At 54.1% G+C, this 11,964-nt stretch carries 13 protein-coding genes; 5 read left to right on the top strand and 8 right to left on the bottom strand.

The features are described from left to right. Nucleotides 1-86 precede the first annotated feature (86 nt). Together V6E55_RS01220 and V6E55_RS01215 are read left to right on the top strand one after the other, a co-directional pair. Nucleotides 87-1,871, top strand: a complete 1,785-nt coding sequence (locus tag V6E55_RS01220; protein ID WP_114976999.1) for a methyl-accepting chemotaxis protein — start codon at nt 87-89, stop codon at nt 1,869-1,871. A gap of 211 nt (nt 1,872-2,082) precedes the next feature. Further along, entirely contained in the window at nt 2,083-2,322 is a 240-nt protein-coding gene (locus V6E55_RS01215; protein ID WP_010432930.1) for a DUF1883 domain-containing protein, read from the top strand. Between the two features lie 30 nt (nt 2,323-2,352). On the opposite strand, the gene V6E55_RS01210 is transcribed toward V6E55_RS01215, so the two are convergent. Both V6E55_RS01210 and chaB read right to left on the bottom strand, forming a co-directional pair. Further along, nucleotides 2,353-3,048, bottom strand: a complete 696-nt coding sequence (locus V6E55_RS01210; protein ID WP_028018752.1) for a gamma-glutamylcyclotransferase — start codon at nt 3,046-3,048, stop codon at nt 2,353-2,355. Nucleotides 3,049-3,225: 177 nt separating this feature from the next. After that, on the bottom strand, nt 3,226-3,456 hold the full coding sequence (gene chaB / locus V6E55_RS01205) for a putative cation transport regulator ChaB (protein WP_114976998.1): 231 nt from the start codon (nt 3,454-3,456) through the stop codon (nt 3,226-3,228). 270 nt (nt 3,457-3,726) lie between these two features. On the opposite strand from chaB, the gene chaA reads away from it, so the two are divergent. Further along, nucleotides 3,727-4,827 (top strand): sodium-potassium/proton antiporter ChaA, encoded by a 1,101-nt coding sequence (gene chaA / locus V6E55_RS01200; RefSeq protein ID WP_008499517.1) that lies wholly within the window; start codon nt 3,727-3,729, stop codon nt 4,825-4,827. Between the two features lie 48 nt (nt 4,828-4,875). Here the strand turns inward: chaA and kdsA are convergent, their stop codons facing one another. From kdsA to hemA, 6 genes are read right to left on the bottom strand one after another with little or no spacing between them, the layout of a single operon-like run. Then, complete coding sequence (kdsA, locus tag V6E55_RS01195) at nt 4,876-5,730, bottom strand: 3-deoxy-8-phosphooctulonate synthase (RefSeq protein ID WP_114976997.1); 855 nt, start codon at nt 5,728-5,730, stop codon at nt 4,876-4,878. Nucleotides 5,731-5,766: 36 nt separating this feature from the next. Beyond that, nucleotides 5,767-6,576 carry an invasion regulator SirB1 gene (gene sirB1, locus V6E55_RS01190; protein WP_114976996.1) on the bottom strand — a complete coding sequence of 270 codons (810 nt, stop codon included), beginning with the start codon at nt 6,574-6,576 and terminating at the stop codon, nt 5,767-5,769. Between the two features lie 3 nt (nt 6,577-6,579). Then, on the bottom strand, nt 6,580-6,972 hold the full coding sequence (sirB2, locus tag V6E55_RS01185) for an invasion regulator SirB2 (RefSeq protein WP_114976995.1): 393 nt from the start codon (nt 6,970-6,972) through the stop codon (nt 6,580-6,582). Then, nucleotides 6,972-7,799: a peptide chain release factor N(5)-glutamine methyltransferase gene (gene prmC / locus V6E55_RS01180; protein WP_129995615.1), complete on the bottom strand. Its 828-nt coding sequence runs from the start codon at nt 7,797-7,799 to the stop codon at nt 6,972-6,974. Before prmC ends, sirB2 begins: the two co-directional genes overlap by 1 nt. Then, complete coding sequence (prfA, locus tag V6E55_RS01175; protein ID WP_114976993.1) at nt 7,799-8,881, bottom strand: peptide chain release factor 1; 1,083 nt, start codon at nt 8,879-8,881, stop codon at nt 7,799-7,801. Before prfA ends, prmC begins: the two co-directional genes overlap by 1 nt. 41 nt (nt 8,882-8,922) lie before the next feature. Continuing rightward, nucleotides 8,923-10,179, bottom strand: coding sequence for a glutamyl-tRNA reductase (gene hemA / locus V6E55_RS01170; protein WP_316941967.1), 1,257 nt, complete (start codon nt 10,177-10,179; stop codon nt 8,923-8,925). 201 nt (nt 10,180-10,380) lie between these two features. Here hemA and lolB point away from each other — a divergent pair, with 201 nt between their 5' ends. Both lolB and ispE read left to right on the top strand, forming a co-directional pair. After that, nucleotides 10,381-10,992 carry a lipoprotein insertase outer membrane protein LolB gene (gene lolB, locus V6E55_RS01165; RefSeq protein ID WP_114976992.1) on the top strand — a complete coding sequence of 204 codons (612 nt, stop codon included), beginning with the start codon at nt 10,381-10,383 and terminating at the stop codon, nt 10,990-10,992. Next, complete coding sequence (ispE, locus tag V6E55_RS01160) at nt 10,989-11,858, top strand: 4-(cytidine 5'-diphospho)-2-C-methyl-D-erythritol kinase (RefSeq protein WP_129995613.1); 870 nt, start codon at nt 10,989-10,991, stop codon at nt 11,856-11,858. Before lolB ends, ispE begins: the two co-directional genes overlap by 4 nt. Nucleotides 11,859-11,964 lie beyond the last annotated feature (106 nt).

The following is an 11,964-nucleotide window of genomic DNA, read 5'->3' as shown; positions in this document are numbered from 1 at the left end:
TATTTTCTTATGGACGCGGTTTCAGCATCAAGTTTACCTGCGAGATTGCCGATAGGCATGGAAACAACACAGCAGGTATTTCACTTATGTTCAGATCCATTCGTGCACGCATCATCGTCGCGACGGCAGGCTGTCTGGTCGTCGCCCTTCTCCTTAATACCGTTATTAACTTCCAGGTCACACGTCAGGATAACCAGCAGTCACAACGCGATATCCTGACCAGTACCAGCGCCAGCCATAACATGGCGATTGCCGACTGGGTAAAAAGCAAAATGACGGTGATTGCTTCCGCTCAAACCGTGGCGCTGAGTGAGGATCCGGTTCCGGTTTTCAAACAACTGGCGCAGGCGGGGGGATTCACCAACGTCTATGTTGGCTATGCCAGCAAAACAGCTAAATTCTCTGAACCTGCGGGCGTCCCCGCGGATTATGACCCGACTATTCGCCCCTGGTATCAGCAGGTGGTAAGCCAGGACGCCCCGGTTGTCACCGCACCTTACGTTGATGCCGGTACCGGGAAACTGGTGGTGACGTTTGCCGTGCCGGTAAAAGAAAATGGCACCCTGAAAGCCGTCGTGGCAGGCGATGTGGCCATGGATAGCGTGGTCGCTAACGTGCGCGGGATCCATCCGACCCCGGCAAGTAGTGGATTACTCCTGACCAGTGATGGCACCGTAATTGCCGCCAATGATCCGGCTCTGACGCTTAAACCGTTTGCCGAGACGATCAAGGGTATCGACTTTGCGGCGCTGAAAAGCGGTAATCCGGTTGACGGCACATTCGATGACAAAGAAAAAACCTTTGTTGCGACGGCCGTGCCAGGCACTAACTGGATGTTAGTCGTCGCCCTCGACAATGGCGATGCGACATCCGGCATGCGTTCCCTGCTTAAAGCGTCGGCTATCTCGCTGGTGATCCTGGCTCTGCTGAGTGCCGCTATTGTTCACTTCCTGATTGCCCGTCTGCTGAAGCGACTGTCCGACATCCGCGACGCAATGCACAACATTGCCAACGGGACCAACGATCTGTCGCAGCGCCTGCCAGATAATGGTGAAGACGAAGTCGCGCAGATTGCCCAGGCGTTTAACGCCTTCAGCGATAAACTCTCTGTGGTCATGGTACAGCTCCGTGATGCCAGCGCATCGGTGAAAAATGCCGCGCAGGAAATTGCGGCAGGTAACCAGGATCTTTCCGGACGCACCGAGCAGGCGGCGTCCAGCCTGCGCGAGACCGCCAGTGCCGTGGAGCAGATCACCGCATCCGTGACCCAATCGAATGAGTCTGCCGCAGAAGCGAACGACCAGGCGAGCAAAGCCTCAGCGGCAGCGGCACGTGGTGGAGAGGTGGTATCTCAGGCAATCAGTACCATGCAGTCCATCGAAGTGGCTTCCGCAAAAATTGGTGATATCACCAGCGTGATTGACGGCATTGCCTTCCAGACCAATATTCTGGCGTTGAACGCTTCGGTGGAAGCAGCACGAGCCGGGGAACAAGGCCGCGGGTTTGCCGTGGTGGCAGGCGAAGTACGTAACCTGGCCAGTCGTAGCGCCCAGGCAGCGAAAGAGATCAAATCGCTTATCGATTCCACCACTGACAGCGTGGCAACGGGCTCCCGTTACGTGCATCTGGCAGGGGAAAGCATGAATGAGATCCGTTCCAGCATCAGCAGCGTCTCGGGCATCATGCGTGAAATCTCCATCGCCACCAGCGAGCAGATGAAAGGTATCCATGAGATCAACCATGCGGTGACCCATCTCGACAGGATGGTGCAGCAGAACGCCGAGCTGGTCGTGCAATCCGCCGCTGCTGCGGGTGCCCTGCAGAGCCAGGCGGGTGACCTTGCTGAAACCGCCGGACATTTCCGCATTTAATTTTCTTCCGGCGCGCGTTTAGCGGGTAAAACGCGCGCCAGCTGAAATTTTTAGGGATTTTGTCATTTTTGTTTAATCGTTATGCCATTTTTTGATCAAAATCAGCATCCCGCCCCCTCCCCTTTGGTGTTATGCAATGAGTGAATTGTGAACAACATCACGCTCGGATATGGCTGCAGGGAGAGCGTTGTTTAAGACTACGGGGTAAAAAATGGCACTGGTAAAAACAAGTTTGAAACTGTTTGGCGGGGATACGGTAGTGGTTCGTTGCTCAGAGCGCTGCCGTATTCATCTGATGAGTTCGAAAGCACAAAAACAATCGCAGGCAGATATTCTGACCGTGCAGGATGATAAAGCCTGGCTTACGGTACCTTATACTGGCACATGGGATGTTCTGATTGACAGCCACAGTCAGTCACTGGAGCATTCTGTCAGCTACGTGGCAGCATAACATTAAACGCCCGGCGAGCCGGGCGTATTATCAGGCAAAACCCGGTCGCAGCGAGCTGTTGAGCGGGTTCCCTTCCAGTAGCGCCTTCACCTTCACCACCAGTTCGTTCAGACAGTCGTCCTTCATACCGAGGCGGGTCAGCTCGTCATCGAGAGAGAAGAGATACTGCGCGTTAGTACCCAGCGGGCCACTGGCGGCAGCAATCAGCGGGGCAATAACCTGCGTACGGGTGTCCGCTTCATACAGCGGATGGCGAGGATCCATAATAAAGACCAGCGCATTGACGGTGCGTCCGTCATCGAGTTCCAGTTTGCACCAGCTTGGCATATAGCAGCCAGTGATCATCTCGCGCTTCCAGAGCAGCGTGAGCTCCTCTTCCAACGTGGCATCCGGGAGGCGATATGCCACACCCGTGGTGCGTCCGCCCTCTTTCAGTGCAAGCATGCGCCCAGGTTGACACGCACTGCCACGCCCGGCCGTCAGACGCAGGCAAAATGCGCGATGCCAGCCCGGCAGCGTTCCCGTTGCCGATTCGACAAATTCCAGAGCCGGGTTCCACATCAGAGAGCCGTAGCCAAAAATCCATACCGGGCCATCATCCGGGCGGCAGGCAAGCGTGGCAGCGAGTGATGCCGCACGTTGTTCAGCCGACCAGAGAAGCGATTCCTCAATAGCACCAAATGCCGTCTTACAATCTGCCTTCATTAAGAAATCACGCGTTAACACTTTACACCTCCGCCACTGCATGCTTCCTTGCGACATCTGTAATTCGCCTTCCCGGCATTATTTGCTGGTCATTTTGCCAGCAGTCAAATAACGATAAGCAATTAGCGGACCAGTTGCAATACAACGGAAGTTCAACCGCCTGAAAAGTCAAAATGAAGGCAGCGAATAATTTCACGGCTATTTCTTTTTATGCCATTTATCGTCGTCTCCTTTCTCATATTCATGTTTTACTGCGGCCCAGGCGACTTTGTGCGCCGTCTCTTCACGGCTCGCATCATCCCGGCGATCTTCTTTATCTTTGTATTGTTCCCAGGCGCTATTAAACGCTTCTTTGTAGATATCCTGCGCATGCGCGGGCAGCACGTTTTGTACGTTATCAGGTAATTCGCGTTTCGTTTTATAGGGCATCGCTAACCTCTCTTTTGGTTAAAGAGATAAGTGTGGACGATGATATGTCATGGTGCCAGCCGGTAAAAATTCCTGAAGACATTACATTCATAATGCAATGATATTTAAAATATATTTAATTAAGACTGCATATTATATGCAGTAAAGTGAAAAGTTAGCGCAAAGGGTAAAAATAAGTAAAAAATAAAGGGTATTTAACAGATATCTGTTAATTTAATGGCCTCAAAAATCTATCTATAATTACAAGCACCTGCATTGATGGAGAAGCACATGACAGCAACACACGAGGCGGTAAAAACCCGCCACAAGGAGACGTCACTCATTTTCCCGGTTCTGGCACTGGCTGTGCTGCTCTTCTGGGGAAGTAGCCAGTCACTGCCAGTGGTGGTCGGTATCAATATTCTTGCTCTGGTTGGTATTTTAACCAGCGCCTTTAGCGTCGTTCGCCATGCGGACGTATTGGCCCATCGTCTGGGTGAGCCGTACGGTTCGTTAATTCTTAGTCTTTCTGTTGTTATTCTCGAAGTTAGCCTGATCTCTGCGCTGATGGCGACCGGTGATGCCGCACCGACGCTGATGCGCGATACGCTCTACTCAATCATTATGATTGTGACGGGCGGCCTGGTGGGCTTCTCGCTGTTACTGGGTGGCCGTAAATTCGCGACCCAGTATATGAACCTGTTCGGCATTAAACAGTATCTGATTGCCCTCTTCCCGCTGGCGATTATCGTGCTGGTGTTCCCGATGGCGCTGCCGGGCGCGAACTTCTCCACCGGTCAGGCATTGTTGGTTGCGCTGATTTCTGCGGCCATGTACGGCGTATTCCTGCTGATTCAGACCAAAACGCACCAGAGTCTGTTTGTGTATGAGCATGAAGACGACAGCGACGATGACGACCCGCATCACGGTAAACCGTCGGCCCACAGCAGCGCGTGGCACACGGTTTGGCTGATCGTGCATCTGATTGCGGTTATCGCGGTCACCAAGATGAACGCCAATCCGCTGGAGACACTATTAACCGAGTTGAACGCACCGGTGGCATTTACCGGCTTCCTGGTAGCGCTGTTGATTCTGTCCCCTGAAGGGCTGGGCGCGCTGAAAGCGGTACTGAATAATCAGGTGCAGCGTGCGATGAACCTGTTCTTCGGCTCCGTGCTGGCCACCATTTCACTTACTGTTCCGGTGGTGACGTTGATTGCGTTTATGACGGGTAACGAGCTGCAGTTTGCGCTGGGTGCACCAGAGATGATCGTGATGGTGGCATCACTGTTATTGTGTCAGATTTCGTTCTCGACCGGACGCACCAATGTGTTAAACGGTGCGGCGCATATGGCGCTGTTTGTCGCCTATTTGATGACGATTTTTGCGTAGCCTTTTTGCCATGCCCCATAAAAAAACCCGCCGAAGCGGGTTTTTTTATTAGTTGCTGGTATCCAGTTCTTCGAAGCTCTTCACCAGATCGTCAATCGCTTTGATCTGTTTCAGGAACGGCTCCAGTTTATCCAGCGGCAGCGCGGATGGGCCATCGCATTTTGCGTTAGCCGGATCCGGGTGCGCTTCAATAAACAGACCTGCCAGGCCGGTTGCCATACCGGCGCGCGCCAGCTCGGTAACCTGGGCACGGCGGCCACCAGACGCAGCACCAAACGGATCGCGGCACTGCAGTGCGTGCGTCACGTCGAAGATCACCGGAGACTGATTAGAGACGTTCTTCATCACGCTGAAGCCCAGCATATCCACAACGAGGTTGTCGTAACCGAAGTTTGAACCACGGTCGCACAGAATAACTTTGTCGTTGCCACCTTCAATAAACTTATCGACGATGTTACCCATCTGACCCGGGCTGACGAACTGTGGTTTTTTCACGTTGATAACTGCACCGGTTTTCGCCATTGCGGCAACCAGGTCGGTCTGGCGAGCCAGGAATGCCGGCAACTGGATAACATCTACCACGTCCGCCACTGGCTGCGCCTGAGAGGCTTCATGCACGTCGGTGATCACTTTCACGCCAAAGGTCTGTTTCAGCTCCTGGAAAATTTTCATCCCCTCTTCCAGGCCCGGGCCACGGTAAGAGTTGATAGAGGAGCGGTTGGCTTTATCAAAAGAGGCTTTAAACACGTACGGGATACCCAGTTTCTGGGTCACAGTCACGTAGTGTTCGCAGATACGCATAGCGAGATCGCGGGATTCCAGCACGTTCATACCGCCAAACAGCACGAACGGCAGATCGTTTGCCACGTTGATATCACCAATGCTAACCACTTTTTGTTTCATAGGATCGCCTTATTCAGGTGTGAATCGGAATTAAGATTAATGCAGTGTAATTTGTTTGTGCGAGATCGCGTTGATCTGCGCACGAATCATTTCGCTAATCGGATCTTCCGGACATTGTTCCACGAAATAACTCAAATCATTCAGTGCGACGTGTTCGCAATCGAGCTGAGCATATATAAGCCCGCGGTCGCGAATTTCATACGGATCTTCCGGATTAAACTGCAGCAGCACTTCACTGGCACGCAAAGCCAGTTCCATCTGACGCTCTTCCATCAGCGCTGATTTCAGCGTATCCAGCAGCTTGCGGATCACTTCTGAGTTATCCGCCTCGTCGAGATCTTCGTTAAAGAGCTCGGCCACCGGGCTGATATTGCCTTTCAGCCAGACGTCCAGCGTATGTTCATCCAGCGTGTCGCCATTAAATGGATTAATGAGCCACATCTCACCATCCAGCCACTCGGCACGCAGTATCATCTGCGTCGGGAAAATGACCGGCACCAGTGGAATATCCAGACGGTGTGCGACCCACAGCAAAATAGAGCCCAGCGCAACGGCGCTGCCCTGACGATTCTTTAAGACCTGGTCCAGCCATAATGCGTCAGACAGGCGATACACGCCACGCGTGTCGCAGAAACCCCACTCGCCGTAGAAAAGCTCGATCAACTTTTCTAATTGCCAGTCTTGCGGGCGTGCCTGATTGATCTCTTCACGCGCCAGGCTGACCAGATTCTCCAGCTCATCGTAGACATACTGCGACGTAAAATCGTCACGGATCATCTCCGAAATCAGGATCATGCCATCGCAAAGCGGCACTTTATTAAATTCGAAATCGGCTAAGGACTTCATGACTTACCCCAGTAACGGTATTCTTGTGGTGGCGAGTTTAATGATGATGTACAGCACCACCAGACCCAGCAGAAAGGCAATAAATCCCACCTGCTGGCTGCGCGGACGACGACGCCCAAGCGCGATAAAACCCAAAACGATATAGATGATAACGCCAAACAGCTTTTCAGTCAGCCATGCGCCTTTATCAGTAAATGGCAGATAGCCGGTCTTCCACATGAGTCCGGCGCCAGTCAGGAACAGTACCGTATCGATACAGTGCGGTGCGACACGCACCCAGCGGGCATCTATCAGCGGATTGTTGCTGTAACGCCACCAGTAGCGCACGATGAAAAAACCGATGGTCAGCGCAACGGAAATCAGGTGAGCGGAAATAAGCACAGTAAACAGGCTCATCACCACTGCCCCAGTGTCAGACGTTCGTTGCCGCCGTAGTCGCGACAGGTTTCCACTGCGGTGTAGCCTGCTTGCGTAAACAACGCCCGCACGGCTTCTCCCTGCGTCCAGCCGTGCTCCACCAGCAGCCAGCCGCCGCGAACTAAATGTTGCCGTGACGTTGTCACAATGTGATCAAGATCGGCCAGTCCCTCGTTAGCCGCGACCAGGGCCGTCAGCGGTTCGAAACGGACATCTCCCTGCGCAAGATGCGGATCATGTTCGTCAATGTAAGGAGGGTTGCTGACAATCATCCCAAACGTGTGATTTTCCAGCGCGCTAAACCAGCTGCTGTGCAGTACGGTGACGTTATTCAGGCCGAGCCTGTCCACGTTACGCTGTGCCAGCGCTACCGCGTCTGGCATCACATCCACTGCCGTCACATCACAGTCCGGGCGTTCACTGGCAAGCGCCAGTGCAATAGCGCCCGTGCCAGTGCCAAGATCGAGGATTCGACTGGCGCTAGCCGGTAAACGCGCCAGCGCCTGCTCTACCAGACACTCGGTGTCCGGGCGTGGGATCAGAGTCGCAGCCGAGACGTACAAAGGTAACGACCAGAATTCACGCTCTCCAACCAGATGTGCCACCGGCTCACCAGTCTTGCGACGGGCAAGCAGTATGGCGAGTTGCGCTTCCTGCTCAGAAGCCAGCTGTGTTTCCCCGAAAGCCAGCAGATAAGTGCGCGGTTTCCCCGTCACATGCTCAAGCAAGATTTCGGCGTCGCGTTTAGGACTCTCACTTTCTGCAAGCTCACCGACGGCCTGGCGTAACCAGCTCTGGAAATCCATTATTCCTGCTCGGACAGCGCCGCCAGTTGATCGGCCTGGTATTCCTGCACAATAGGCTCAATCAGCATATCCAGTTTACCTTCCATCACTTCGTCCAGACGGTAAAGCGTCACGTTGATGCGGTGGTCGGTCACGCGCCCCTGCGGGAAGTTGTAGGTGCGGTTACGGTCGCTGCGGTCGCCGCTGCCCAGCAGGTTACGGCGAGTAGACGCTTCTGCCTGCTGGCGTTTTGCCATTTCTGCCGCGTGGATACGCGCACCGAGCACAGAAAGCGCTTTGGCTTTGTTTTTATGCTGCGAACGTTCGTCCTGACATTCGACGACAATACCGGTTGGCAGGTGGGTAATACGAATAGCGGAGTCGGTGGTGTTAACGTGCTGACCACCCGCTCCGGAGGAACGGAAGGTGTCGATACGCAGATCGGCCGGGTTGATGTCCGGCAGTTCCGCTTCCGGCAGTTCCGGCATGACCGCAACGGTACAGGCTGACGTATGAATACGCCCCTGCGATTCGGTGGCAGGTACGCGCTGCACACGATGACCGCCAGATTCAAACTTGAGACGGCCATATACACCGTCGCCGCTGATCTTCGCGATCACTTCTTTAAAGCCACCATGCTCACCTTCGTTGGCGCTCATGATCTCCACACGCCAGCGGCGCGATTCAGCGTAGCGGCTGTACATGCGGAACAGATCCCCGGCAAACAGGGCCGCTTCATCACCGCCAGTACCGGCGCGGACTTCCACAAACGCGTTACGTTCATCGTCCGGATCTTTCGGCAGCAGCAGCACCTGAAGCTGCTGTTCCATCTCTTCTGAACGCGCTTTCGCATCCTGCAACTCTTCCTGCGCCATTTCGCGCATTTCAGGGTCATCAAGCATCATCTGCGCAGTTTCGATATCTTCCTGAACCTGTCGCCAGTCAGTAAAGCATTTAGAAACATCACTTAACTGCGCGTATTCACGGGAGAGCGCGCGAAAACGTTCCTGGTCCGCAATAGTCCCGGCATCACCGAGCAGCGCCTGTACTTCCTCATGGCGCTCGTGCAGAGCTTCCAGTTTAGCGACGATAGAAGGCTTCATAGGCGTAAGTGCACCTTGTCTTAGAAAATGGGTATAGGGCGCTATTCCAGCCCGAGGCTGTTGCGCAGAATAGTCAGGCGTTCATCATCCCCGTCACGGGCAGCCTGCTGAAGAGATTTGGTTGGGGCATGGATCAAGCGATTGGTCAGTTTCCATGCCAGATCCTGCATAATAGCATGTGCGTCGCCACCCTGTTCCAGGGCCGCTAACGCTTTGGCTGTCAGGTCATCACGCACCTGCTCCGCCTGCCCGCGGTACTCGCGGATGGTCTCGCTGACGCTTTGCGCGCGCAGCCAGGCCATAAACTCACTGGTTTCCTGCTCAACAATGGTTTCCGCCTGCACTGCCGCCGCTTTACGCTGGGCAAGGTTGTGCGAAATTATACTTTGCAGGTCATCCACGCTGTAAAGATAGGCGTTAGCCAGTTTACCGACTTCTGGCTCAACATCGCGCGGGACGGCGATATCCACCAGCAGCATCGGCTGATTACGACGGGATTTCAGCGCACGCTCCACCATCCCTTTACCGATGATCGGCAGTGGGCTGGCGGTAGAGCTGATAATAATGTCCGCCTCTTTCAGGCGTTCATCAATGTCGCTTAACGCCACCACCTCTGCGCCCACTTCGTCCGCCAGCACCTGAGCACGTTCGCGGGTACGGTTGGCGATAATCATCTTTTTCACTTTATGTTCGCGCAGATGGCGCGCGACAAGTTCGATGGTTTCGCCCGCACCCACCAGCATCACGGTAACGGTCGACAGGGATTCAAAGATTTGGCGTGCAAGGGTGCAGGCCGCGAAAGCAACAGAAACCGCACTGGCACCAATGTCGGTTTCGGTTCGCACACGCTTAGCCACAGAGAATGACTTCTGGAACATACGTTCCAGTTCACTGGCCTTCAGATGCCCTTTCTGCGAATCCGCAAACGCTTTTTTCACCTGCCCCAGAATTTGCGGCTCGCCGAGAACCAGCGAATCCAGCCCGCTGGCCACGCGCATCAGATGGCTGACGGCATCATTGTCCTGATGCCAGTAAAGGCTATTGCGCAGTTCGTCTTCGTTGAGATTGTGGTATTCGCATAACCAGCGGATCAGCGCCTCGTGCAGGTTATCCTGCTCTTCCACACTCAAATAAAGCTCGGTACGGTTGCACGTCGAGAGCACCACGCCACCCTGCACCATTGGTTGTGCAAGCAAGCTGTCCAGCGCCAGGTCAAGTGTATCTGGCGAAAACGTGACGCGTTCTCGCAGCGAAACCGGGGCTGTTTTGTGGTTAATGCCGAGTGCTAATAAGGTCATGTTGAGCGGGAGTAGTACCAGCGTTAATAAGGTTAGCAGAACGCATCATACAGGATGCGCGAGATCAATAAAAGAGACTGCACCCTTTCGGAGTAATAGGTTACATCGCGCTTTGAGATAATTTGAACGTAGACGGTGGGGCCCTTCAACGCTAGCATTAACAGTTATAACTGCAACGTATCTCAAGGATTTGTCCTCATTATGACCCGACTGATTCGCCTGCTGCCGCTGGCCGCACTGGTTCTGACCGCCTGTACTGTCACCCAACCAAAAGGCCCAGGCAAAAGCCCTGACTCTCCGCAGTGGCGTCAACACCAGCAGGACGTTCGTAATTTGAGCCAGTACCAGACTCGTGGCGCTTTCGCGTATCTCTCTGACGAACAAAAGGTTTATGCACGTTTCTTCTGGCAGCAAACAGGTCAGGACAACTACCGTCTGCTGCTGCTGAACCCGCTGGGCAGCACCGAACTGGAGCTTATCGCGAAACCAGGTGAAGCCCAGATCACCGATAACAAAGGCCAGCACTACACCGCGACCGATGCCGAAGAGATGATTGGTAAGCTGACGGGGATGCCTATCCCGCTCAATAGCCTGCGTCAGTGGATCCTTGGCCTGCCGGGGGATGCCACCGACTACCAGCTTGACGATCAGTACCGTCTGAGCCAGGTGAACTACGCGCAGAACGGCAAAACCTGGAAAGTGGTGTACAACGCCTATGACAGCAACAGTAAACCTTCGCTGCCATCGAATATGGAACTGACTCAGGGCAGCCAGCGTATCAAGCTGAAAATGGACAACTGGATCGTTAAATGATGACCCACTGGCCCTCTCCGGCAAAACTGAACCTGTTTTTATACATTACCGGCCAGCGTGCTGATGGCTATCACACCCTGCAGACGCTATTTCAGTTTATTGATTATGGTGACACGATCTCGATTGAGCTGCGTCAGGACGGGCAGGTTTGCCTGCTGACGCCTGTCGAAGGTGTGGCGCATGAGGACAACCTGATTGTCCGCGCGGCGCGTTTGCTGATGAAAGCGGCTGCTGATTCCGGACGACTACCGGCAGGCAGCGGCGCAGATATCCGCATTGAGAAACGTCTGCCAATGGGTGGTGGTCTCGGTGGAGGCTCATCCAATGCCGCCACCGTGCTGGTTGCCCTGAACCATCTCTGGGGTTGTGGGCTGTCAACGGACGAACTGGCAGCCTTAGGATTGACCCTGGGTGCGGATGTACCGGTGTTTATTCGTGGTCATGCAGCATTTGCCGAAGGTGTAGGTGAGATCCTCTCTCCGGTCGAGCCGCCAGAAAAATGGTATCTCGTTGCCCACCCCGGCGTGAGCATTCCGACCCCGGTCATCTTTAAAGATCCTGACCTGAAAAGAGATACTCCGGTTCGGTCAATAGAAACGTTATTAAATTGTGAATTCAGCAACGATTGCGAGGATATCGCAAGAAAACGTTTTCGCGAGGTTGATGCGGTGCTTTCCTGGCTGTTAGAATACGCGCCGTCGCGCCTGACTGGTACAGGGGCCTGTGTCTTTGCTGAATTTGACACCGAATCCGCCGCTCGTCAGGTGCTTGAGCAAGCGCCGGTTTGGCTGCATGGTTTTGTAGCGCGTGGGATGAACACGTCTCCCCTACAGCAGGCCATTCTGGCGCAGACTGAGTTTCGGTGACAACGTCACCCTGTTCCAGACGTTGCATCGCGCTCTTTAATACACCGCCTGGGTAGTATTCGCCTGGCCCGCACAGTTTGCGGCGAACGCTATCCACCACTGGACG

Origin of the sequence: Enterobacter sp. 342, from assembly GCF_036663495.1 — a bacterium.
Lineage (GTDB): Bacteria > Pseudomonadota > Gammaproteobacteria > Enterobacterales > Enterobacteriaceae > Enterobacter.
The sequence above is the reverse complement of the archived record's forward strand: the minus strand, read 5'-3'. Positions and strand labels throughout refer to the sequence as shown.